Origin of the sequence: Sorangium aterium, from assembly GCF_028368935.1 — a bacterium.
Classification (GTDB): domain Bacteria; phylum Myxococcota_A; class Polyangia; order Polyangiales; family Polyangiaceae; genus Sorangium; species Sorangium atrum.
On record NZ_JAQNDK010000001.1, the window covers coordinates 2,864,899 to 2,889,925 of the forward strand.

The 25,027-nt window shown below is 70.2% G+C and carries 13 protein-coding genes; 6 read left to right on the plus strand and 7 right to left on the minus strand.

Features of this window, described 5'->3' with window-relative positions; genetic code table 11:
* Positions 1–69: 69 nt before the first annotated feature.
* The gene (locus tag POL72_RS10500) at positions 70–2,490 is read left to right on the plus strand and encodes an NACHT domain-containing protein (RefSeq protein WP_272094936.1); all 2,421 of its coding nucleotides are present in this window, start codon (positions 70–72) and stop codon (positions 2,488–2,490) included.
* On the opposite strand, the gene POL72_RS10505 is transcribed toward POL72_RS10500, so the two are convergent.
* The 6 genes from POL72_RS10505 to POL72_RS10530 all read right to left on the minus strand — a co-directional run bounded on the left by POL72_RS10505 (position 2,411) and on the right by POL72_RS10530 (position 10,694).
* Positions 2,411–3,148, minus strand: a complete 738-nt coding sequence (locus POL72_RS10505; protein ID WP_272094938.1) for an HNH endonuclease family protein — start codon at positions 3,146–3,148, stop codon at positions 2,411–2,413. The two genes, POL72_RS10500 and POL72_RS10505, sit on opposite strands and share 80 nt — an antisense overlap.
* A gap of 10 nt (positions 3,149–3,158) precedes the next feature.
* A complete protein-coding gene (locus POL72_RS10510) occupies positions 3,159–4,574 on the minus strand; it encodes an AAA family ATPase (protein WP_272094939.1) in 1,416 nt (471 codons plus the stop codon).
* A 133-nt stretch (positions 4,575–4,707) separates the two neighbouring features.
* Entirely contained in the window at positions 4,708–5,829 is a 1,122-nt protein-coding gene (locus POL72_RS10515; protein WP_272094940.1) for an ADP-ribosylglycohydrolase family protein, read from the minus strand.
* Between the two features lie 196 nt (positions 5,830–6,025).
* The gene (locus tag POL72_RS10520) at positions 6,026–7,693 is read right to left on the minus strand and encodes an MYXO-CTERM sorting domain-containing protein (protein ID WP_272094942.1); all 1,668 of its coding nucleotides are present in this window, start codon (positions 7,691–7,693) and stop codon (positions 6,026–6,028) included.
* Positions 7,694–8,126: 433 nt separating this feature from the next.
* Complete coding sequence (locus POL72_RS10525) at positions 8,127–8,828, minus strand: hypothetical protein (RefSeq protein ID WP_272094943.1); 702 nt, start codon at positions 8,826–8,828, stop codon at positions 8,127–8,129.
* A 384-nt stretch (positions 8,829–9,212) separates the two neighbouring features.
* Positions 9,213–10,694 (minus strand): amidase, encoded by a 1,482-nt coding sequence (locus POL72_RS10530; RefSeq protein ID WP_272094944.1) that lies wholly within the window; start codon positions 10,692–10,694, stop codon positions 9,213–9,215.
* 1,493 nt (positions 10,695–12,187) lie between these two features.
* Between POL72_RS10530 and POL72_RS10535 the strand changes: the two genes are divergently transcribed.
* Complete coding sequence (locus POL72_RS10535) at positions 12,188–16,138, plus strand: serine/threonine-protein kinase (protein ID WP_272094945.1); 3,951 nt, start codon at positions 12,188–12,190, stop codon at positions 16,136–16,138.
* Here the strand turns inward: POL72_RS10535 and POL72_RS10540 are convergent.
* Positions 16,085–17,215, minus strand: coding sequence for a sterol desaturase family protein (locus tag POL72_RS10540; protein ID WP_272094946.1), 1,131 nt, complete (start codon positions 17,213–17,215; stop codon positions 16,085–16,087). The genes POL72_RS10535 and POL72_RS10540 overlap by 54 nt on opposite strands.
* Before the next feature lie 364 nt (positions 17,216–17,579).
* Here POL72_RS10540 and POL72_RS10545 point away from each other — a divergent pair, with 364 nt between their 5' ends.
* The 4 genes from POL72_RS10545 to POL72_RS10560 all read left to right on the plus strand — a co-directional run bounded on the left by POL72_RS10545 (position 17,580) and on the right by POL72_RS10560 (position 25,009).
* Complete coding sequence (locus POL72_RS10545) at positions 17,580–19,244, plus strand: glycoside hydrolase 5 family protein (protein WP_272094947.1); 1,665 nt, start codon at positions 17,580–17,582, stop codon at positions 19,242–19,244.
* Positions 19,245–19,321: 77 nt separating this feature from the next.
* A complete protein-coding gene (gene xylF / locus POL72_RS10550) occupies positions 19,322–20,413 on the plus strand; it encodes a D-xylose ABC transporter substrate-binding protein (RefSeq protein ID WP_272094948.1) in 1,092 nt (363 codons plus the stop codon).
* A 374-nt stretch (positions 20,414–20,787) separates the two neighbouring features.
* Complete coding sequence (locus POL72_RS10555) at positions 20,788–22,755, plus strand: multicopper oxidase family protein (RefSeq protein WP_276596415.1); 1,968 nt, start codon at positions 20,788–20,790, stop codon at positions 22,753–22,755.
* Between the two features lie 262 nt (positions 22,756–23,017).
* Positions 23,018–25,009: a multicopper oxidase family protein gene (locus POL72_RS10560; protein ID WP_272094949.1), complete on the plus strand. Its 1,992-nt coding sequence runs from the start codon at positions 23,018–23,020 to the stop codon at positions 25,007–25,009.
* Positions 25,010–25,027: the final 18 nt, after the last annotated feature.

The following is a 25,027-nucleotide window of genomic DNA, read 5'->3' on the forward strand; positions in this document are numbered from 1 at the left end:
CGCGGCCCGGAAGGAGCGCGGCGCTCGGCGGCTGGACGGTGAGGAGGCCGATCTCTAGGATGCCGGCTCGTGACGACGGCCGTACGAGAGGCGAAGACCCGGGCGGGGCGAGGCAAGACCGTCGGGGCGAAGCGCCGCTCCAAGATGGAACACACGGCGACGGAGTCCAAGGAAGCGGTGCTCGACACGGTCTTCGCCGACGCGCCGGAGGTCCCTCGGGCGAGCGGCGACCTGCCCGACATGGTCCGCAAGAACCGGCGTGAGCGGGCAAGGCGGCGGCTGCGCGATGCGCTCGAGGCGCGGGGGCCTTATCCCGTCCCGGAGGGGCTGCGCGGGGAGCTACGCGCGCTGGTGGAGCGGTGGGGGCAAAAGGGCTTCGAGGACGCCTTTCCGGATGCAGACGTGTTCGAGATCCGGTGCGCTGAAGAGCGCGCGGTGCTCGAGGCGGCAGCCAGGGGCGACGAAGAGGCGCGCTTCGCTGCCGCGGAGCGGGCGTACCGGCGGGAGATCGAGGCGAGGCACGGGCAGATCGAGATCCGCGGACTCCAGCTCAGCGCGCGCGTCCGGCAGGATCTCGAGATCGCCTATGTGCCGCTGCACGTCGAGGAGCCGTCCGAGGAGCCGCGCGCGGCGAAACCCAGGAAAGGAGCGGGCAAGAGACCCAAGGGCGGCGTAACGGCGTCCGAAGCGAAGGCAGCGAGCGCCATGCTGCACGCCCTCGAGCGGCCGCGGGTGCTCGCCACGGACGCGCTCGTGAACCACCCACGGCTCCTGATCATCGGTGAGCCGGGGAGCGGCAAGTCGACGCTCCTCGCCTACCTGGCCACGCGCGCCGCTCGGGGCGAGCTGACCACCTCGACCCAAGGAGGCGATCGGGCATCGATTCCGTTCGTCGTGCCGGTGCGGGCACTTCAAGAGGCCGCGGCGACCCCGGAGGAGATCGCTCGCGCCGCCGGTGCCGAGGCCTGGTTCGTGGAAGCAGCGCTGCAGCGCGGCCGTGCGCTGCTCCTCGTCGATGGCCTGGATGAAGCCCGGACGCACGTGGCAGGGAAGGTGCTCCCGGCCCTCACGGCGATGCTCGATGCGTATCCGGGGATCCCGGTCGTCGTCACGACGAGGCCGGCCGCCACGCCCGGTAAGGACGAGGCCGCGCCCAGGGGCTTTGCGCGCGCGCGGCTCGTGCCGATGACGCGCGACGAGGTCGCCGTCTTCATCGATCGCTGGTGTCTGGCCGCCGAGCTGAGCCTCAACAAGCCACGCGGACAGGCCGAGATCGACGCGCGCGCCGCCGCAGACGACCTGAAAGAGCGGGTGAGGGCGAGCCGGGCGATCGAGAAGCTCGCGCAGACTCCCCTCCTCTGCTCGGTCATCTGCGTCGTCCACCGCTTCCTGGGTCAGCGGATCCCGGAGCGACGGGTCGCCCTGTACGAGGCGATCACCAACGTGCTGCTCTATGAGTGGGACCGGGCCAAGTTCGCGGACGGCGCCGCCATCGGCAAGCTCGACGCCCACGCGAAGCGCGCCCTGCTCGCCCGGCTCGCGCTCTCGATGCACAAGGCGCGCGTGGCGGAGTTGCCCGCGGAGGAGGTCGTCAAGAGGCTCGCGGCGCACCTGCCGGATCTCGGCCGTCCGGAGGAGGAGGCGGAGGCGATCGTGGCCGAGATCCGCGACCGCAACGGCGTGCTCGTGGAGCGGGCCCCGGGCTCGTTTGCGTTCTCGCACCTGACGTTCCAGGAGTACCTCGCCGCGATGGAGCTGGTAAATGCGCACGCTTACAACGAGCTGCTGCGCAATTACAAGCACAAGTGGTGGCATGAGGTCATCGTCCTCTCGGCCGGCTTTCCAGGGGCTCACGCGGACCGGATCATCCGCGGGCTGCTCGACAAGGACGGCGAGGACGTGGCTGTAGGGACGATGCTCGCGGCGCAATGCGCCGAGACCGCCATCGAGGTTAGGCAGCCGCTGCGGAAGGAGATCGAGAAACGCGTGGCGCGGCTGGTTCCGCCGGCGAGCCACACGGAGTTCGAGACGCTTTACTTTCTGGGAGAGTTGGCTGGACCGGTGCTTGTTCGCTCGCTCGACAAGGCGAGCACGGAAGGGAAGGCATCGATCATCAGGTTGCTTGCATTCATCGAATACGAGCCGGCGACGAGGGCAATCCTCAAGTTCCTAAAAGACCCAAGCCAGACGAAGCATCCGTTCGCCAGCATCTCCCAAATGCAAAATCGGCCCACCACCCTCGCCGAGTGCGCCGCCATTTTCGTGGCATATCTAACTAACGTCTCGGAGACGGCGTACTCCATCTTTCTCGACGCCATCCCCTCGGCTGATCCAAGCGCCGTTCAGGCGCTAAAAATTTGGAAGAGAATCGAGAAAGATCCCCAGCAGCAAGACAAACTCGAGACGCTCATCACGCGCGCCGAGGCCGCACACGCGAGGGCTTCTTCTTCCGTCGCCCGTTCGCCCAAACGCGCCACACGTTCTGGTTGATCGCCTCGGAGAACGCCACAGGACGCGTTATCAACATGTCCTGAAGCTGAATGCCGGGACGTCCCATCAGCCTCCGCACGAAGTCGAGATGGCTCTGGATCGCCTGCCCCCGGTGCTTGGTGAGCCAATGGCGGTCCAGACCGAAGTCCTCGACCGTGCACCTCGCCTGCTCATCGCCTTCACGAGCCTTGATCTCGCCGTTCTCCGCGAAGACGAAACGGCTGCCCGGCTTGCCCTCATCAGGCCGAACATACCCTTCGGCCGGCCACTTGTCGTGCTTTGTGCCGTTGCACCCCATGCACCCCAGGAAGTAGTTGTCCCACGCGTAAACCTGTGCAGGAAAACGCGCCTTGGGCCGGAAGTGCTCGACCTGCCCCGGCGGCCTGTCCTCTCCACCCTTCCCAGGGTGCGTCGAACTGACGGGAGACTGGCAGTACGCGCAGAAGCCGTGCGACATCCGGGCGATCGCCTGTCGGACCCGCGCATCGGTGCGCCAGACCGGCGGGAAATCCGGCTTTCCGTCCTCGTCGGCCGGTAACACCTCCGGCGCATAGCGTGCAAACCCCTTCTTCCGTTTCGCCCCCTGCTCGGCGAGCTTCTCGAAGGCCCTCGCCTTCCTCCAGAACGCCGCCGCGTCCGGGAACGCCGCGTCGACCACCTCTTGCCAGTCAGCGGGCGCTGCGACGCCCTTTCGCCGGAGCCGGATCACGCCGTCCCCCTCCCTTCGCGGTAAGCTGTGAATCCAGCACCCTGAGCAGCGCGATCTGCGTCCGCGCGATCTCGGACAGCAGCGGGCCCTTGCCCTCCCGCTCCTCCTCCCGCGCGAGCACGCCTTGAAGCTCGTCCAGCACCTTCAGCAATCTTTGCCGGTCGCGCGCCGTCGCCGTGCCGCCCTCGATCTTCTGCCGGAGCTCGGCAGCCTCCACTTCCAGCGCCTCGTACGTCGGTGAGAGGCGCGAGGGCACATCGAAGACGGCTCCATCGACCATCACCGAGTCGACCTCGGCACCGTCGAGCCGCTCCAGGTCCCCCTCGGTCAACCGCCGCACCGTCGTGCCCTCGCCCGGCTTCTCGTCCAGCACGAGGACCGCGATCGCGCGCTCCTTGTCGTCGATGGCGGCCTGCACCACCGCGGGCGAGTGCGTGGTCAGCACGAAGCGCGTGCCCGGAAACAAGCTCGTGAGCCGGTCGATGATCCGCCGCTGCCAGCGAGGGTGGAGGTTGAGGTCGACCTCGTCGATGGCCACCAAGGCCTCGCCAGCGAGCGGATCGTCGAGCGCAGAGAAGGTCTGCGCATAGCGGATCGCGAGATCCAGCACGACGGAGAGCATGGCGCGGTACCCGTCGGAGAGCTCGATGATCGAGAGCGAGACGCCCGAGCGACGGAACGCCGCCACCCGGCGCCCTTCCCGCTCGACGATCTCCACGTCTTCGATGCGCCTGTCGAGCCCCACGAGCCACCCGTGGAGCCGCGTCCAGACCGCCCGCGCAGCGGGATCGTACTCGCCCCGCTCCTCCAGGATCGCGACGTAGGCGGCGAGGTCCCGGAAGAGGTACTCGTCGAAATCGACGAGCGTGCGCGTGGCCGGCCGGCGCAGCGCGTCTTCCAGGTGAGCGGGGAGCGCCCGGGCCAGCGCCTGCTCCCACTCTGGACCGAGGAGCGCAGGCCCGGTCGCCTGGCGCGGCCTGACCGGCGGGCGCAGGGCGCGATACTGCCCATAACCGAAGACGTGGTGCCCACGCGGGAGCCGCGCGCGCTCGGAGCGCGCTGCCCCATCGGTCCAGCGCGCGATCGGCTCGGGGCCAGCGCCGTAGAGCGAGATCGATCCGACCGACCCGCCGTGGCGCAGCGGAAACCGGTCGAGCCCCTCGCCCTCGCCGGGCGCGAGCGAGGCGATCGCCTCGACGATGCTCGTCTTGCCGGAGCCGTTCTGCCCGATGATGACCGTGACCTGCGCCCCGAGCGGCACCTCGCTGCGCACGAAGCAGCGGACGTTCTCGAGGACGAGCCGTGCTCCACCGGCGGTGCTCGCTCCCACCGGGGGCGCGGGCGGCGACTTGCTCTGCTTGCGACGCGTCGTCACCCGCCGACTATAGCCAGAAGCACCGCAGAGAGCGCGCTTCCCGACGCAGCTTCGATAAGCCAGAGCACCAGCTCAGCCGCGCATCTCGGAAGGCGCGCCGAGCGCGCAATGCCGGCACCGCCTTCCTCCCGCTTCAGTAAGGCGGCAGCATCCTCCGGAAGCCGTGCCCCAGCGCCAGCGCCAGGAAGACCCAATTGCGCAGCGGCAACACGGGCCAGAAGAGGCCGAGAGGCCCCTCCGCTCGGGCGTCTCGCTCCTCCCCTGCCACAGCGCCCTCCCCCTGCTCGCCCCGGAACACCCGCGCGAGCCGCGCGCCGAGCCGCCGCATCCACGCGATCGATCGCGGGAAATCGGCGATGCCGTCGAGCCACGCTCCCGGGATCCCGCGCGCCCCCAGCGTCGCGCCCGCGAGGCCGCCGACGATCGCGCCCGTGCTGTCCGCGTCGCCCCCGAGCAGGATCACGTCCTCCACCGCGCGCCGGAAATCGCCCGGGTGCGCGAGCCAGCAGAACAGGGCCGCTGGCGCGGTGTCCACGATGAAGCCGCTCACGCCCTCATGGAGGCCGATCGCCCGGGCGAAGTCCTCCGCAGAGGCGCGCCGGCCGAGCAGCTCCGCCGCGCAGTCGAGCCGGCGGCGGAGCTCCTCGTCCTCGACGCGCTCGCGGAGCATCAAAAGGAGCTCGGCCGGATTCACCTGCTCCGGCGTGCGCACCGCCGCATACGCGGCGGCAAGGGCGATGATCCGCGCGCCCTCCTCGGCGCGCGGATCTGTGTGCGTGAGGCGGGTGGACGCGCGCACCATCGAATCGATTCGCGACGGCGTGAGCGCGAGGGCCGCGCCCAGGATCGGCGCGCGCATCGCGGCGCCGTTGCCGGCCGAGAAGACGCCGCTCCTCTCTGGAGAGAACCCGAGCCACAGCTTGAGGATCGCCCGCAAGGTGGCGTAACCGACGCCCGCCGGCAGCGAGGCGAGCCAGCCGCGGAGCTGCCACGCGAGCGCGCGCGCGAACCGCGCCGCGTCCCCCGGCGCGGCCAGGAGGGCCTGGGCCGTCATGCACGCGTGCTCGGCGTCGTCGCTGATCATCCCGCGGCCGAGCACGAAGCGGTGCTCGATCGGCGACGCGCCGAAAAGGCGGGCGGCGCGGCGGCGCGACAGGCCCTCTCTGGGCAGGCCGAGCGCGTCGCCGACCGCCGTCCCAAGGAGGACGCCGGCAAGGCGGTCCTCGCGATCGATGGGTATCGTCTCGATGGCCATGCGAGAGCGCCCTTCACGTTCCGTGCCCGGAGAGCGCAGCGGAGATCAGCGCCGCCACGCACCGTGGCCAGGCGCCTGGCCTGCCAGGATGGCAGTCCCTCGACAGGATGCTCGACACCGTGTCGCCAGAGCCGCGGTCACCCGCTCCGGAACCAGGCCCTCCACGGCGCCTTCGGCGCTCCGCGCGCGTGGCTTGCTACGCCCGCCGGCGCCGCCGCGCGAGCGCGAGGCCCGCGAGCGCGGCGAACGCAGCGGCGCCGCCGCCGCCCGGGCCCGCCGAGCCGCCGGCGCTGCACCCGGCCGCCGCCTGCGCACCGTCGGGCGCGTCGCCGGCGAGACCGGTCGCCTCTTCGAGGTCCGACAGAGCCGGCAAAGCGTCGGACCCGTGGCGCCTCAGCAGCGCCGGCTCCTCCTCCAGCGCCTCGTCGGCGATCGGCCGGACGACGACCTCCTTGTAGTCGCCCTCCAGGCCCTTCGAGCCGGCTCGCAGCGCAGCGACCGGCGGCGCTGCGGCGCCGGCCGCCTCGACCCGGAACAGCGTGTTGCCGAGCGTCACATACCAGCTCCCGTCGAACCAGCGCGCGTGGCCGAGCGCGCTGCTGATCTCCTCGGGCGGGGCGCCCGGGCGGCCGATGTAACGCTTTCCCTCGTTGAGAAACACCACCTCGCCAGAATCGCTGATGCCGTCGTGGCCGATCCGGAGCTTCTGCTGATCGAACTGGCTCGAGGTCTCGAAGGAGCTGAGCTGGTGCAGCTCGCCGTCCGGGGTCCGCAGCCACACCTGGTTCACATCGCCGTCGCTCCTCAGGAACCCGGCGTGCCCCGCGTGCAGGAGCAGCCCCGCGGGGTCGCCAGCGATCGAGTCGCCGAGCGCCACCTCTTCGCCATCCGCCGTGTACAGGAAGCTCGAGCTCGTGCTCCCGTCCGACCACCGGCCGGCGACGTTCGTCCCGTCGGTGATGGGCCGCTCCAGGTTGCCCGGGTGATCTCCGAGGGTGCCCACGAGCAGGTGGCGGATGAACGGCTCTTCGTACGTTGCGTAAAAGATGTCGCCGGAGGCCGCGATGTCGGCCTGGAACGGCGAGTCGCTGCCCGTCCGGCTCCAGATGCCCCGGCTGCGCCCGGTCGATAGCGTGTGCGCGTACGCCCCGCCCCCGTCCTCCGTGACCCACACCAGCGAGTCGCCGTTCACCGCGTCCAGCCGGCCTGAAGTGATCCTGGTCCACACGCCGTTGACCGACGTGAAGATGCGACCGTACCCGGACTGGATCGCGGCTCCCGACGGCGTGAGCGCGCCGTAGGTGGGGGTGCTCCCGGGCGGATCCTGCGGTAGCGTCGCGAGCCAGCTCACCTGCTGCGAGGCGCGGTCGAGGATGCCGAGCGGCTGGAGCTGATTCAGGAACAGGACACGATCGGCGTCGAAATCGAGGATCGCGCCCTGGACGCGATGCACCGCGACGAGCTTCGGGCTGCGCTCGATGTAGAGAGGTCCGTAGGTCGCCGAGAACGAGGTGCTGCCGGCGCTCACACCGCCGGAGATCGTGAGCGTGAGCTCTTCCCCCGATTCGAACGCCGGGAAGGGGCGTGTGAGGAGCATCAACGTCCCCGGCGGCGTGCTCGGCGTGCGGTCGACGCAAGCGCTCGCCGTCTGCGTCCGGCCTCGGACCTCCACGCAAAGGCGCTGGCACTCCTGGGTCGATGTCGCGAAACACCTCACGTCGAGCGGCACGTTCCCGGAAATGACGGTGTGCGGGCGCGGGCTCGAGAGGTAAAGAAGCGGCGTCTCCTGGGCCAGCGCAGCCGCGGCCGTGAGCGACAGGAGCGATGCGGCGGCGAAGCTGATCAGCGTACGAGAATCGCGCATGGGACCTCCAGTTGATGAACACTTGGATGCTACCCCGTGGAGCCGTGTTCATGGCATCCTCGTCAGGGGCAGCGCGCGCGGCTCCTTGGAGCAACGCGAGCGCGAACGGAAGCGGCTTCGCCCCCCCGCTCGCACGCTGTCATCAGGTCATCCCGGTCACCCGAGCGCTCGAGCCTGCCAGCTCCGATGTGCTCCGAGCACCGACGGCGAGCTCAGCGAAGCCGCCATCGCCGAGCCCGCCCCCCACCGGCTCAGCCGCGAGCGCGCACGGCCTCGAGGACAACGTGACGCGCCTGACGCACTCGGCTCGATGGTTCACCGGAATGGCCCTGTCTCGGTCCGACTGGCCATCCCGCACATGGACGGTCCCCTCGCCACGTTCGGCGGAAAACCGGAAGAGACCCACACTGGACCGACCGAGGACGCCTGCGCCTCAGGGGCAACGCGGAGCTGTGTACTCGCCGCTGGGATCGGTGTCCCAGAGCGAGCCTACGGTGAGACGGAAGCGCACTTCGGCGTTGTCGATGGAGAGGATCTCGAGCGTGCCCGGCCCGAACGACCCGCCTCCCCACGGGCAGTCGTCCGGCCGCGGAGAGTAGGGCTCGCCCGTCTCGCTCATGTGGCTATAGCTGATGAGCGCTGGATCCTCGAGATCGTAGACGCCGACCTGCTGGTAGGCGCTGGGCAGCACGATGCTCAATTGCCAGTGCCCGCCGCAGCGGAGTTGCGTGGTCGGGGAGCCGCACGAGACCCCCAGATCCGAGGCACGAAGGAAGAGGTCGTCGGGATCGAGCGCCGGGCCGTCGCCGCCGCCCGACCCGCTGCTGCCTCCGACGTCACCCTGGCTCTCCCAGTACCGGTCCCAGAGCACGTCCATCTGAGCGCGCGTCAAGGCGACGGCCGGCAACGCATCACCTGGCTCCGCGTCGCCCCCGGAGCTGCCGCTGCCCGCCGTGTCGATCGAGCCGCTCTCGACCGGCGGAGCGGCGGGGTCGTTCGAACCGCTCTCGACCGGCAGCTCGGCGGGGTCGTTCGCGCCGCCGTCGTCCGTCGCGCCTTCGATGAAGCTCACGTTACAGGCGGCCAGCAGGAGGGGCGCCAGGACAACCAGCATGGAAGCGTTCTTTGTCTTCATGGCGTCCACCACTGCATGACCAGCGCCAACGTGACGGCCAACAGAAATCACGGCAAATGGCGGTGTGACACGCAATGTGTGCCGCGGATGTGCCAGCATGCGCCTTGACGCCCTGGCATCATGCCCCCGGGTGTGCCGCCGGCTTCCTGGCGTCTCACGGCACATCGTCAACGATGAGGGCTGAGCCACCCCACGCGCCTCGATCGTCGCGGGGTCGAAGCCCGGTCGACCTCGAGCCGCCCGCCGGGCCGCGTTCACTCCAGGGCCCGCGGGTACGACGCTCTCGCCCTCGGGCATGAGCCGGCCGGCTGCGGCCCGTGAGGGCCGTGCCGCCCACGCTCGTCCCTCGCACCCCCGGCAGCGCCGGAGGTGCGAGGCGCGAGCTCACCACGACGTCAGCTGAGCTTCGATCCTGTGTTCAGTCGCCTGCTCGTAATCGTAGGCGAACCCCAGCAGCTCAGCCTCGCTCCAGCGGGGGCCGACGAAGATCAGGCTGAAGGGAGCCCCGTCGCTGTATTGACCAGCGGGCACGACCACCCCAGGCAAGCCCGCGATGTTGATCGCGGACTCCGTCGTCGCGGGATAGGTGTCCGAGCCAGACAGCTCCGGCAGCGTGTCGTAGGTCTGCGGAAACGCGAGGCCGTCCAGATCGTTCACCGTCATCACGGAGTCGAAGACGTTCACGTACTGGTCGCGCAGGGCCCAGAAGCCCGACAGATCGGGCGCGGCCTCGGGGAAGAGCAGCGAGGAGGCCAGCACGGGGAGCTTGTCGATATACCAGGACAGCGGACCGTCGACCGGATCGAACGGAGATATCCCCGTGAAGGCCGCCAGTCCGTCGATCGAGCCGACGATGGTGCCGCCGACCTTCACCCCCTTGAGGTAGCGCTGGAAGTCGTAGGCCACAGACTCCGTCCCTCGCATGTCATAGGGCTCATCGGGCAAGGCCAGATCGGCGAAGCCGCTGCCGGCGAAGGGATCTTCGACGACGATCGCGCCCTGGTCCTCCAGCTCCTCGATCGCTTGCTCGTAGAGCGCCTGCGTCTCAGGAGACAGGCCGCCGTGGCGCCACCCCGGGCCATACAGGCCGATTCGCTTTCCGCAGAGGGCGGTCTTGCTCAGCCGGCTCGTGTAGCCGCCCACGGGCAGGTGTCCATTGGAGAGGCTCGTCTTGGGGTCCTCCGGGGAGTAGCCCGCGAGGACATCCATCACCACGGCCGCGTCGCGGACAGTCCGCGCGATCGGGCCCACCACGTCCCTCGTGCTGGCGGCCAGGGGCACGACGCCGGTCGTGGGGACGAGGGCGAACGTCGGCTTGATGCCGACGAGGCTCTGCGCGGCCGCAGGGTTCTGGATCGATCCGCCCGTCTCCTCCGCGAGGCCAAGCACGGCGAAGTTGCCGGCCACCGCCGTGGCCGTACCGCTGCTGCTCGCCCCCGGCACCAGGGTCGGATCCACGGCGTTGTAGGTGGGCCCCGCCCAGCTGCTGTTCGCTCGGGTGCCGTCGTCGCTGAAGGCCGGGATGTTCGTCTTCCCGAGGATGATGGCCCCGGCGGCGATCAACCGATCGACGACGACGGAGTTCTTGATGGGCAACAGATCGACACCGCCGGCGACCTGCGCGCTGAGCGGAGCCCAGCCCGCCGTCGACGGCAAGCCGACGTGATCCATCGACTCCTTGATGACGACGGGGATCCCGGCCAGGGGGCCGAGGGCCACGCCGCTCCTCCGCTTCCTGTCGATCTCGCGCGCCTGGGCGACGGCGTTCGGGTTGAACGAGGTGAACGCGTTGTAGGAGGACTCGTACTGCGAGATCCTCGAGAGGTAGGCGTTCGTCAGAGCCTCCGCCGTGTAATGGCGCATCATGTACGCCCACTGCACCTTCGCGATCGTGAGCTCTGATACGTCGATAGCGGGAACGCCAACGGAGGTCGTCGCACCGTAGGTGGTGCTGGGAGCCCCTGCGGCAATACCAACGAAAATGGCTGCTACCAAGGCAGCGCCAGATAGAATGTTCTTGTTCACGATGGACTGCTCCCTCTCACTTCAGGACATCGACCCTATGCCGAATGAATCTCCGCCGTCGGGCGCCGATTCGGGACCTCGAGCCCAAATCACACGAGCGCAGCGGACCAGAGCTCGACGAGGCATGGAATCGTCAGGCTCCGCCCGATCAAGGCCATGGGGTGGCGCTCGTCGCTCAGGACGAATCGCCAACTCGTGACAATGACAATACCAACCAGTCCAGCGAACCCATTGATTCGCGCCATCTCGACGGTTCGTCGAGAGCCAATTCAGCTAGGATGTGCAGCGGCCTTGAGCAGGAAATTCTTCGCGGCTTTCTACCAGCCAAGCAGGTGACACAGAGACAGAAGACGCGCGCCTCGAATGCGGTTGCTCTGCTACAAAGATGAAGAATATCCGAGAGCTAGGCGCATCATACTTCATGTAAGATATAGCAAGTCGGGGTTCGGTGGCAAGTTGATGTTCGAATTTTTTGAATTGTTTGGGATTGTCGCTGCCGCCCTGGTGCTCCACGTCAGGCGGCTCTACCGGCTCTAGCCCCTCTGGCCCCTCTGGCCGCTGCTGCGCGGCTTGCTGGCACGCACCGTGCACCGCGCTCCGACGGGACGGGGCCGCGCCGGCAGCGACGGAGCAGCCTTGTGACCGGTTGTCATCGCCAGGGCGCAAATCGCTCGCGGTGCGAGCCGGAGCCGGGGGCGGGGCGGCCTCGGTCCTGTCCATCTGGCAAGGGGCGTTGCCTGTTGCCCAGCGGGCCAGCGATGCGCGGAGGGACACGCTCGTCGAGGCAGCCGCTGCCCGGGGCGGGCCCGCGTCGTTCACGGCGCATCGACCATCCGACAGTCAGCAGCGGTCTGCCCCCAGGTCGCAGAACGTTCTTTGAATCATGCAATCCGCTCTCCCTGGAAAGCGACGCCCGATCAACGGCTTACCCACCCATCGAAGGGGCCTCCTTATACATGCTCCACAGCCTGCGAGCGCTCGTCCACGTCGACCCGGCTCCGCCCCCGGCGGGGCGATGGAGCAGAGCCAGGCGCGGCGCGGCGCCGGCGCACGCCGCCCCCGCCGCGTCAGAGAGGTTGTCCCCCGATCCGAGCTGCTCACGGAGGATCAGAACACCGGTCTCGGGGAACAGCGACAGGCTTTGAGGGGACAGACGACTCAGGATCCTTCACAAGAAATCGTCCGATGGGCCATCGCCCCTGCTGGACGGACGGCGGCGGCGCTGTCCGTTGAGAAGGGGGCGACGCTCCGCACCTCCGCGCCGGTCGGCCTCGGCGGCGAGCCCTGGCGCTCGCCGTGGACTTTCACGGTCGAGGGCGCCGATACTCGAGGTGATGCAACCAGGGGAAGTGCTCGGAGACCGCTTCGAGATCGTGAGCCAGGCGTGCGCCGGCGGCATGGGGGCGGTCTTCCAAGCGATCGATCGGCGCTCGGGCGTGCTCGTGGCCATCAAAGTGTGCCTCGATGAACAGAGGACCGGCGACGAATCGCGCCTCTCTCGCGAGTCCAGGGTGCTCGCAGAGCTGTCGTGCCCAGGTATCGTGCGCTACGTCGCGCACGGGCTCGGCGCCTCGGGCGCGCCGTGGCTCGCCATGGAGTGGCTCGATGGCGAGGATCTCGAGCAGCGGCTCCAGCGCCAGGTGCTCACCGTGGACGAGGCGCTCGCGCTCGCGGTGGGCGCCGCCGCCGCGCTCGCGGCGGTCCACGCGCGCGGCATCGTCCACCGCGATCTCAAGCCGAGCAACCTGTTCCTGGTGAACGGCGACGCCGCGCGCGTGAAGCTGCTCGACTTCGGCATCGCCGGGCTCCCCGAGGCCACGCGGCTCACGCGGACAGGCGCCTTCGTCGGGACCCCCGCGTACATGGCGCCAGAGCAGGCCCGGAGCGGGCAGGACGTCGACACGCGCGCCGACGTCTTCGCGCTCGGCTGCGTGCTGTTCGAGTGCCTCACGGGCCAGCCGGCCTTCTGCGGCGCTCACCTGATGGCCGTCCTCGCGAAGATCCTCCTCGACGAGGTGCCGCGGGTGAGCTCCCTCTGCCCCGACGTCCCCCCCGCCCTCGACGCGCTCTGCGCCCGGATGCTCGCCAAGGACCCGGACGATCGCCCCCGCGACGGCGCGGAGATCGCCGCGGCGCTCGAGGCCATGGGCGTCTCGCCGCTGTCGAGCGCGCCGTCGACGCCGCGCTCGAACCCGACCCGCCAGTCCTCGCTGACCCGCAAGGAGCGGCGGGTGCTCTCGGTGGTGATGATGGGGCCGGCGCCGCGGGTCGCCGCCTGCCCGGCGAGGGCCGACTCGGAGACCCTGGTCGCTGTCGTGTCGCCGGAGCTGCGCCGGGAGATCGAGGCGCTCGGCGCGTGCCTGGAGCTCCTGGCGGACGGGTCGATCCTGGTGATCCTCCTGGGAGCAGGCGTGGCGACGGATCAGGCCACGCAGGCAGCTCGCTGCGCGCTCCTGCTCCGCGCCGCCAGCGGGGACCGTCCGGTGGTCCTCACGACCGGCCGCGTGGAGGTCACGGGCGGCCGGCCCGTCGGCGACGTGATCGACCGCGCCGTCCGGATGCTGGCGCAGCCCGCGGCGGCGCTCCCGGGCGCGCCGGCGGCTGGCCGCGGGGCGCCCATCGCGCCCATCGCCATCGACGAGGTGACCGCCGCGCTGCTCGACGCCCGCTTCGAGGTCGTCGAGACGGAGGCGGGCCTGTGGCTCCGAGGCGAGGAGCCGCTCGCCCGCGGCGCGCGCATGCTGCTCGGCAGGCCCACGGCCTGCGTCGGGCGCGACTGGGAGATGGCCACCCTCGAGGCCCTCCTCGCCGGGAGCATCGAGGAGTCGCGGGCGCGCGCCGTGCTCGTCACCGCGCCGGCGGGGATAGGCAAGTCGCGCCTCGCCTACGAGATCATCCGCCGCGTCCGGCAGCGCGACGAGCCCGTCGCGGTCTGGATCGGCCGCGGCGACCCGCTCCGCAAGGGCGCCCCGTTCGGGATGCTGCGGCAGGCCCTCCAGGGCGCGTGCGGGATCCGCGACCGAGAGCCGATCGAGGCGCGCCGGGAGAAGCTGCTCGCGCGGGTGACCGAGCGCGTCCGCGCGGCCGACGCGCAGCGCGTTGCGGAGTTCCTCGGCGAGCTCCTGGGCACGCCGTTCCCCGACGAGGACAGCGCGCCGCTCCGCGCCGCCCGCAAGGACGCCCCGCTGATGGGCGATCAGATGCGCAGGGCCTGGCTCGATTTCGCCTCCGCCGCGTGCGCCGCGCAGCCGCTCCTCCTCGTGCTGGAGGACCTGCACTGGGGCGACCTGCCCACGGTCCAGTTCATCAACGACGCGCTGCGCCGGCTCGTGGACCAGCCCCTCCTGGTGCTCGCCCTGGCGCGCCCCGAGGTGTACACGCTGTTCCCCGGGCTCTGGGCCCACAGGGATCTCCAGGAGCTGCGGCTCAAGGAGCTGAGCCCCCGGGCGGGCGCGCGGCTCGTGCGGCAGGTCCTCGGCGATAGGGTGAGCGCCGAGACCGTGACGCAGCTCGTGGCGCAGGCCGACGGCAACGCGTTTTACCTGGAGGAGCTCATCCGGGCGACCTCCGAGGGGAGCCAGGACGCGCTTCCGGAGACCGTGCTGGCGATGGTGCAATCCCGGCTGGAGCGCCTCGACAGCGCGGCGCGGCAGGTGCTGCGCGCGGCGAGCATCTTCGGGCGGGTGTTCTGGCGCGGCGCGGTGGAGGCGCTGCTCGGAGGCCCCGGCGGCGTCTCCGGGCTCGCGGATCACCTCGATCGCCTCGAGCGGCTGGAATGGATCGGCGCGCGCGACGAGGCGAGGTTCGAGGGGGAGCGGGAGCTCGTCTTCCGCCACGCGCTCGTGCGCGAGGCGGCTTACGGGATGCTCACCGACCAGGATCGCGCGCTCGGCCACCGGCTCGCCGGCGAGTGGCTCCAGCGCGCGGCCGAGCCCTCGGCCGCGGTGATCGCCGAGCACTTCGATCGGGGCGGCGAGCCGCTGCGCGCCGCCGCGTTCTACCATCAGGCCGCGGCGCAGGCGCTCGCCGCGAACGACCTCGTCGTGGTGCTCTCGTGGACCGGGCGCGCCATCGAGCTCGGGATCAGCGGCGAGGCGCGGGGCGAGGTCCTCCTGCACCGGGCCGAGGCGCACCACTGGCGCGGCGAGCTCGTCGAGGCCGCGCGCTGGGCGACCATGGCGGTGGAGGAGCTGCCCCGGCGCAGCGCGCCCTGGTACGCCGCCGTGCGCGAGGCCGCGATCGTGCTGGCCCGGCTGGGGCAGCACGATCGCCTCGCAAGCCTCAGCGGCGATCTCGCGGACGCCTGGACCGGAGAGGGCGCGACGGGCCCGCTCCTGGCGGCGTCCGCGGGGACGGCGCTCTACCTGACGATCAGCGGCCTCTACGCGCACGCCACGCCGCTCCAGGCGCTCATCGACGCCGCGGCCGAGCGCTTCTGCGACGATCCGGCCGTGAGCGGGCTCGTCCTCCGCGAGCGCGGCTGGCGCGAGCTGTACGCGGGCCGATACGGCTCGGGCCGGGCGCTGTTCGCGAGCTCGGTCGCCTCCCACGAGCGCGCGGGGAACCTGCGCCTGGCCTGCTTCTGCCGGCTCGATCTCGGCTTCCAGGAGCACCAGCTCGGCGCGTACGCCGAGGCGGAGGCCATCCTCCGCGCCGCGCTCGCGGACGCCGAGCGCATGGGCCTCGACGGCTGCATGGCGGTCGCGTGGAGCACCCTCGGCGCGCCCCTCTGCCGTCAGGGCGCGCTCGACGAGGCGCGCGAGGCCCTGAGGAAGGCCATCGCGTTCCTGGAGGCGCAGGGGGATCGCCGGCTCGCGGGCGCGTCGCGCACCTACCTCGCCGGGTGTCTGCTGCGCGCGGGCGATCTCGCCGGCGCCGAGGCCGAGGCCCGGGGCGCCGTGGCTCAGCTGGAGAGGATAGGTCCGCTCGTCGTGCTGGCGCGGGCGACGCTGGCGGCCGTGCTGCTCGCGCGCGGCGAGACCTCCGAGGCGCTCGCCGAGGCGCGCGCGGCGGTCGCGTTGCTCGATCGGCTGGGCATGGTCGAGGAGGGCGCGGCGTTCACCCGCCTTGTCCACGCCGAGGCGCTGTATGCGGCGGGCGACCTCCCGGCGGCGCGGACCGCCATCGCGCACGCCCGGACGAGGCTCCTCGACGTCGCCGCCCAGCTCGACGATGCCGCGCGGCGCGACCAGTTCCTCCAGCGCGTCGAGGAGAACGCACGCACGCTCGAGCTAGCGCGCGCGTGGGTCGACGAGGGGGGCGCCGCAGGACGACGAGGGCTCTAGCGCCGCCCCGCCCTGCGCCGCCAGGCTCGTCGGCCCGTCGAGCAGCGCTCCGACCGCCGCGAGCGCCGCGAGGAGGACGGCCGCCCCTGCCCACAGCGGGCCCGCGGCCATGTGCGGCGACGCGTAGAGGTACGCGATCGCGCCGAGCAGCGCCGCGAGGAAGAGCGCCGCGGCGAGCGCGCGCGCCCGGCCGGGGCGCGCCACGTCGTGAAGGACGTAATCCGGGTCGGTGCGCAGCGGGCCCTCGTCGGGCGAAGTCGCCGTGGACCGCCACTCCGGCGGCCGGAACCAGACGAGCAGCTTGCCGGAGAGGCGCGGCTCCGCCGCCGCCATGCGCGCGAGCCTCCGCCACGGGTCGACGTTGGCGCGCAGCGCGCTGAAGCTGGCGAGCGGCTGGACCACGCCGTACCGCGGGGGCGCCCCCTCGGCGCAGAAGGTGCCGAACAGCCGATCCCAGACGATGAGCACGCCGCCGTGGTTCCTGTCGAGATACGCGGAGTCGACGCCGTGGTGCACGCGGTGATGAGATGGCGTGTTCAGCACCCACTCCAGCGGACCGAGGCGGCCGACGAGCTGCGTGTGAATCCAGAACTGATAGAGGATGTTCAGCGTATACGTCGTGACGACCATCCCCGGCGGGAAGCCGAGCACGGCGAGCGGCCAGAAGAATGGCCAGTAGAGGGCCCGCTGAAGCCAGCTCTGGCGCAGCGCGACCGAGAGGTTGTAGTCCTCGCTCTGGTGATGGACCGCGTGCGCGGCCCACATGAAGTTCACCCGATGGCTCGCGCGGTGCGCCCAGTAGTAGCAGAAGTCGACCGCGACGAAGCAGGCCGCCCAGCTCCACGGCGCGCCCTCCGGCAGCCGCGCGAGCGCGGCGCGCTCGAACAGGAACAGATAGACGAGCACGCCGCCGCTCACGACGGAGACGATGACCTGCTGCCCGACCCCGCACGAGAGGTTGGCGAGCGCGTCGGAGAAGCGGTAGTCGGGGCGCCCGCGGCGGCGGCAGAGCCAGAGCTCGACGCCGATGAGCGCGAAGAAGGCCGGCACAGCGAACAGGATCAAGCTCGGCGACATCCCCCGTCCTCCACGGAGCCGCCGCCCGGCGGATCGGCTCACACCCGCCCAGTCTAGCCTGGAATCCCCCCGGCGCGCCCGGAGACGCACCCTGCGAAAGGCGCCACACCGGCCGACCTGTTCCCTGTTGACGCTGAACCGTTTAAGTGGTCTGCCACGAGCCACGCCGGCGCGCGAGCGACCACCCGGAGCGGAGATTTGTATCGTCGCGGAATCCGCGGGAGCTCACCGGTGCCGCCGGCGATGCCACCCCGCGACGGTGGCGCAGCAGCTCGGCAGATCCCTGCGAACCGGACGGGCGCTCCGGGCTGCAAGGCTCAGCGATCCGTGAGGAACGACACTCGAACCACATGAGGAACCGACCATGAAGAAGACCTTCTTGCTCGCTTTGGGTTTGCTCTCCCTCGCCGCATGCTCCTCCTCCGACCCGGCGGACCCCACGCCCTCCGGCGGCACGGGCGGGTCCGGCAGCACCGGCGGCGGCGGAAGCGGCGCCACCGGCGGGAGCGACGCCACAGGCGGCGGCGGAAGCGGCGCCACCGGCGGAAACGACGCCACGGGCGGCGGCGGGGACGGAACCGGCGGCGGCCAGGAGCTCGACTGCGCTCAGCAACCGGAAAAGTGCTACGTCCGCGCCGAAGGTAGTAAGCTGCGCCTCGACGGGAAACCGTACAGGTATATGGGCACGAACTTCTGGTCGGCTCCCTACATCAGCCGCGAGCGCCTGCGCACCGAGCTCGACATCCTCGAGGCCCACGGCGCCCTGAACCTCAGGATCATGGCGCTCAGCGAGGGCGACATCCCTGCGGCGCAGCAGAACGATCAGCAGTACGGCCCACAACGGATCTTTCCGGCATCATCCGACAAGCCGTGCGCCGATGCGCAGCTCGAGGCGTTCGCCGACAACCTGGTGACGGTGCTCGACGAGATGCACAGCCGCGGGATGAAGGCGGTGATGACGCTGAACGACTTCTGGCACTGGTCCGGCGGTATGCCCCAGTACATGAAGTGGGCTCACGAGCAGCCGACCCTCTCCTGCGGAGAGGACTTCAGCGCGTACCAGGTCGGCCTGACCCACCCCACGACGGGCGCTGCCCTGCTCGCGGCGGACCACCACGTGCCGTTCGCCGGCTCGATCCGGTTCCAGCAGGGCACAGGCCAGGACTGCCAGGCCGTGGCCATCGGCGAGTGGGCCATCCCTCACTCGGGCACGCTCGATCCGAACACGAACCCCTGGCCCGACCAGATGGATCTCTCGTCGCTGTTCTTCTGCAACAAGAAGGCCCAGGAGTTCTACTTCAGCCGGGCCAAGGTCCTGATCGAGAAGCTCAAGGACCATCCGGGGATCATGGCGTGGCAGCTCGGGAACGAGCCGCGATCGTTCAAGGGCTGGGGCCCGCTCTTCAAGCTCTGGGTCGAGAGGAACGCGAAGTTCATCAAGGACATCGACCCGAACCACCTCGTCTCCATCGGCTCGGAGGGCGACCTGTCCTATAACTGGGGCGACTACGCCAACAGCGATTACAAGGCGTTCCACGACGTGCCCGGCATCGATTACCTCACCTTCCACGTGTGGCCCGAGAACTGGGAGTGGTACGACCCGTCGCTGCCGATGGACAGCGCCGCCGACAAGGGGCTCCTGGCCGCCATCACCGAGAGCAACGGGTACATCGACGCGCAGCTCGCGCACGCGAGGGCGCTGAACAAGCCGATCGTCGTGGAGGAGTTCGGGCTCGCCCGGGACGACAAGTCCGAGCCGGTCTCGTCGACGGTCGCCAAGCGGAACGAGTATTACGCCTCGATGTTCGACGCCGTCGTCGAGAACCCGGAGCTCGCGGGCGTCAACTTCTGGGCCTGGGCCGGGACCGGGAGGCCGTCGGACGACGGCAACGACTACTGGCTCCTCGGCAACGACTACATCGGCGATCCGCCCCATGAGCTCCAGGGGTGGTACTCGGTGTACGATGACGACACGGAAACCCTGAATCTTATCATGAGCTACGCCGACCAGCTCAACTCGACGCAGTAGCGCCGGCGGCCATAACACAGACCCTTTCCCATTCATCTCACGCGGAGGTCACCTTGATTCGTCGCTCCACCTTTCTCATGGCGTTGTTCTCCCTCGCGTTCTCGGCCGGCTGCTCGAAGCCGGAGTCTGAAGGCGGCGCGAGCGCGAACAAGCCCGAGGCAACAGCCGCCAAGAGCGCGGAGGCCAAGGGTCCGGAGAAGAAGAAAGAGAAGCTCACGATCGGCTTCTCCATGGATACCCTCAAGGAAGAGCGGTGGCAGCGCGACCGCGACCTGTTCAAGGCGAAGGCCGAGACGCTCGGCGCCCAGGTGCTCGTGCAGTCCGCGAACGGCGACGACGCCCTCCAGAACTCGCAGGCGGAGAACCTGCTCACGCAGGGCGTCGACGTGCTCGTGGTCGTGCCCCACAACGCCAAGACGACGGCCACCATCGTCGAGTCGGCGCACAAGCAGAACGTGCCCGTCATCGCGTACGACCGGCTGATCCTCGACTCCGACGTGGACCTCTACGTGTCCTTCGACAACGTCAAGGTCGGCGAGCTCCAGGCCGAGGCGCTCGTGAAGAAGTTCCCGAAGGGGAACTACATCCTCATCGGCGGCTCCCCGACCGACAACAACGCGAAGCTCTTCCGCGAAGGGCAGATGAACATCCTGAAGCCGCTCATCGACAAGGGCGACGTCAAGACGGTGGCGGACCAGTGGGCCAAGGACTGGCAGCCGGTCGAGGGGCTCAAGATCACCGAGAACGCCCTCACCAAGAACAACAACAACGTCGCGGCGGTCGTGGCGTCGAACGACGGGCTCGCGGGCGCGGCGGTCCAGGCCCTCGGCGAGCAGAAGCTCGCCGGCAAGGTCGGCGTCTCGGGCCAGGACGCCGAGCTCGCCGCCTGCCAGCGGATCGCGGCAGGCACCCAGAGCATGACCGTCTACAAGCCGCTCAAGCTGCTCGCCGAGAAGGCCGCCGAGCTCGCCGTCAAGCTGGCGAAGAAGGAGCCCGTCGGCGAGAAGACGCAGACGGTCAACAACGGCAAGAAGGACGTCCAGAGCGTGCTCATCACGCCGGTCGCCGTGGACAAGGAAAACCTTGCCTCGACGGTGATCGCGGACGGCTTCCACAAGGTCGAGGACGTCTACAAGGACCTCCCCAAGGACCAGTGGCCGGCCAAGTAGGCCCCTAGCTGGACATCCCAGGCCCGGCGAGCGCCCCGGCCGCCGCGAGGCGGCCAGGGGAGCCGGGTCGGGTCCGCCCCTCCCCGCCTGCGCCCGTCTCGACGGCCGCGATCTTCAATGAGGCTCTTCGCCCGGAGGGCCACCGGCACACCACATCCCCTCTCGATCACGGCCCGTGGGCGGCGCATCGTCCGAGGCGACCCCGCTCCGCACGGCTGAACGCCGCGCGTCGCCGGGGCCTTGCGATCACGGCGATCCTCCGTGATCCAGGGGCTCCTCGAATCCGGAGCTTCCTGCGTGGACCGGCGCCGTGCGCCCGTCATGATGCTGCGCCCTCGCGGCGCCGCGCGAGGCGAGGAGACGCGATGTCCTCGATGAAGCGACGACGGCCACGGAAGCAAGGTCCGGCCGAGACGGGGCTCACGGCGCTCCGGCGAGGTGGCGTGGTGAATGCGGCCATGGGGGTGTGTCCGGCCGTCCCGGGCTCGGCCCCGACCCTCTCCGGCGCCGCGATCCCCAGGTACACGCGCCCGTTGCTCATCCCGCAGGTCATGCCCCTGGCCAGGGGGCTCGGCGCGGGCAACGCGGGCCGCGATGCCTACGAGATCGCCGTCCGGCAGATCGAGCAGCGCCTCCTGCCACCCGAGCTGGGTTTGCCCCCGACGACCGTCTGGAGCTACGGCTCCGTCCATCACCCGGAGACGTTCGCCTATCCAGCGTTCACCATCGAGGCGACGTACCGCAGGCCGGTGCGCGTGAAGTGGATCAACGATCTCAGGGACCCAGCGACCGGCCGCTTCCTCCCTCATTTGCTCCCCGTCGACCCCACCCTGCACTGGGCCAACCCGCCCGGCGGGGCGCAGGGCCGCGACAGCCGGCCCGCGTTCCCTGGCGACTGCCCGCCGGGACCGTACCGGGGCCCGGTGCCGATCGTCACGCACCTCCACGGGATGGCCAGGATGGGGCAAGAGAGCGACGGTTATCCCGAGGCCTGGTATCTCCCCGCGGCGACCGACATCCCCGAGGGGTACGCGGCGACCGGCACCTTCTACGACTACTACCAGCGCACGTCGCCGCTCGGGGACCTGTGGGAGCCGGGCGCGGCGGTGTTCCAGTACCCGAACGATCAGCGGGCCACGACGCTCTGGTACCACGACCACACGCTCGGCATCACCCGGCTCAACGTCTACGCGGGGCCGGCCGGCTTCTACCTGCTCCGCGGCGGGCCGGACGATCTGCCGCAGGGCGTCCTGCCCGGACCAGCCCCGCGACCGGGAGACCGCCCAGGAGCGAGGGTGTACGAGATCCCGCTCTTGATCCAGGACCGCTCCTTCAACGACGACGGGTCGCTTTTCTATCCAGCGTCGCGCGGCCTCGCCCCCGAGCTCGCGGACGTGTACATCCCGAAGGGCGATATCCCGCCGATCTGGGTCCCGGAGTTCTTCGGCGACGTCATCGTCGTCAACGGACGGCCGTGGCCCTATCTCGAGGTCGAGCAGCGGCGGTACCGCTTCCGCATCCTGAACGGCAGCGCCTCGCGGTTCCTGATCCTGAAGATGGATAACGGTCTCCCGCTCTGGCAGATCGGCTCGGACGGCGGATTCCTCCCTTCCCCTGTGGAGCGCGGAACCCTCCTGCTCGCTCCGGCCGAGCGCGCGGACGTGATCGTGGATTTCAGCGGCGTCCGCGCCGGCGCCGAGCTCGTCCTCCTCAACCTCGGTCCGGACGCGCCGTTCACCGGCGGCCCGCAGACCGCCGCCGATCCGGCGACGACAGGGCAGGTGATGCAGTTCCGCGTCGTGCCGGCGACCGGCGCGGACGCGAGCACGCCACCGCACCGGATCGAGCTGCCGCGGCTCGCCCCCCTCGGAGATGCGGCGCTCGTGCGCCAGGTGTCGCTGAACGACCTGAGCTCCGCGCTCCGGCCCGACGCCGGCCTGAGCGTGGCCGCGCTGGGCACGCTGGAGCCTCCTCCGCGCTCCCGCGCCGCGAGGCCGCTCTTCTGGCACGATCCCATCACCGAGAACCCGGCCCTGGGATCGACCGAGGTGTGGGAGATCTACAACTTCACCGTGGACGCGCACCCGATCCACGTCCACGAGGTCCACTTCGCGATCGTCGATCGCCAGCCGTTCGACGGCGCCCCGCGCCCGCCGGAGGCCGGGGAGGAGGGCCGAAAGGACACCGTCGTCGCGCTGCCGTTCGAGATCACGCGCATCAAGATGGTGTTCGAGAGCCCTGGCCGGTTCGTGTGGCACTGCCACATCCTCGAGCATGAAGACAACGAGATGATGCGGCCTTACCAGATCGGCTCGACGCCGGACGACATCCCGGGACGGTAGCCGCGCCGCGCGCCCCGCCGATCCACGCTCCCTCTCAAGAACAAGCGAGGACGCAAGCCGCGCGCACGGCGCGTCGCCCAGGACGGGCCCAGATCCATGCCGGTACGCGCGCCTCGCGGGAGGGCTGGTAATTCCGGAGCACCTGTCGTGATCGTGCGCGACGACGAATCCGGAGCTTCCTGGATTGCTCGAATCTCTTCGCCCGTCATGATGCCCCGCGCTCACGGCGCTGGCTGCGATCCAGGGAGATGGGGTGTCCTCCATGAAACGACGAGAGCTCCTGAAACATGGTTTGGCCGCGACAGGCGGGCTCCTGGTGCTCCGGCGCGGCGTTCTGGCGAGGGCGTCCCTCGACACGTGCACGGTCCTCCCGCCCGAGGAACCGACCCTCGCCGGCACCGTCATCGCCCAGTACCAGTACCGCCGCCCGCTGCTCGTGCCGCCCGTCATGCCCAAGGCCGGCAGGCGCCACGACGCCTGCGCCCGATTCGACTACTACGAGATCGCCGTCCGGCAGTTCGAGCAACAGGTCCTGCCGCCCGAGCTGGGCCTGTCGCCGACGAAGGTGTGGGGCTACGGCTCGATTCACCACCCGGAGACGTTCAGCTACCCCGCGTTCACCATCGAAGCGAGGTACCGAAGGCCGGTGCGCGTGAAGTGGATCAACGAGCTCAAGGACCCGGCCACCGGCCGCTTCCTCCCTCACCTGCTCCCGGTCGACCCCACCCTCCACTGGGCCAACCCGCCCGGCGGCGTGGAAGGCCGCGACAGCCGGCCCACGTTCCCTGGCGATTGCCCGCCCGGCCCCTACCCGGGCCCGGTGCCGATCGTCACGCACCTCCATGGGATGGCCGGGGTGGCGCAGGAGAGCGACGGCTACCCGGAAGCCTGGTTCCTCCCCGCGGCGAGCGACATCCCCGAGGGATATGCGGAGACCGGCACCTTCTACGACTATTACCAGGGCACGTCGCCGCTCGGGGACCTGTGGGAGCGGGGCGCGGCCGTGTTCGAGTACCCGAACGACCAGCGGGCCGCGACGCTCTGGTACCACGACCACACGCTCGGCATCACCCGGCTCAACGTCTATGCGGGGCCGGCCGGCTTCTACCTGCTCCGCGGCGGCCCAGGCGATCTCCCGCCCGGCGTGCTCCCCGGCTCCGCGCCGCCGCCGGGCCACAACCATGGATGCGGGCCGTACGAGATCCCGATCGTGATCCAGGACCGCTCCTTCAACGACGATGGGTCGCTCTTCTACCCGAAGACACGCGGGCTCCCCCCCGAGCTCGCGAACCTGTACGTCCCGAATGGCCCCTTCCCGCCGATCTGGGTCCCGGAGTTCTTCGGCGAGGTCATCGTCGTCAACGGCCGGCCGTGGCCTTACCTCGAGGTCGAGCAGCGGCGTTACCGCTTCCGCATCTTGAACGGCAGCGACTCGCGGTTCTTGATCCTGAAGATGGATGATGGTCGCTCGTTCTGGCAGATAGGCTCGGACAGCGGGTTCCTCCCCCGCCCGGTGGAGCGAGCTACCCTGTTGCTCGCCCCTGCCGAGCGCGCGGACGTGATCGTGGATTTCAGCGATGCCCGCGCGGGCACCGAGATCATCCTCCTCAACCGCGGTCCGGACGTGCCCTTCAACGGCGGCGCGCAGCCCCCGGCCGACCCGGCGACGACAGGACAGGTGATGCAGTTCCGCGTCGTGCGGGCGACGGGCAGGGACACGAGCACGCCCCCTTCTCGGCTCAGGCTACCGCGGTTCGAGCCGCTCGGAGACGAGGACGCGGTGCGGCGGGTGTCCCTCAACGAGCTGAGCCTCGCGAGCGCCCCCGAGGCCGGCCCGCTCGCGGTCGTGCTGGGCACGTTCTCGCCGCCGGGCTCCAACACGCCGAAGGCGCTCTTCTGGGACGATCCCATCACGGAGAACCCGGCCCCTGGATCGACCGAGATCTGGGAGATCTACAACTTCACCATGGATGCGCACCCGATCCACATCCACGAGGTCCTGTTCCAGGTCGTCGAACGCCAGCCGTTCGCCACCCCGCCGCTCCCGCAGCCCCCGCCGCGTCCGCCCGAGGCGGGCGAGGAGGGCTTCAAGGACACCGTCGTCGCGCTGCCGCTCGAGATCACGCGCATCAAAGCGAAGTTCGAGAAGCCTGGCCGGTTCGTGTGGCACTGCCACATCCTCGAGCATGAAGACAACGAGATGATGCGGCCTTACCAGATCGGCCACCCGCCGCCCGGGATCCCGACTCGCTGATCCCGCCCCGCCTCACGC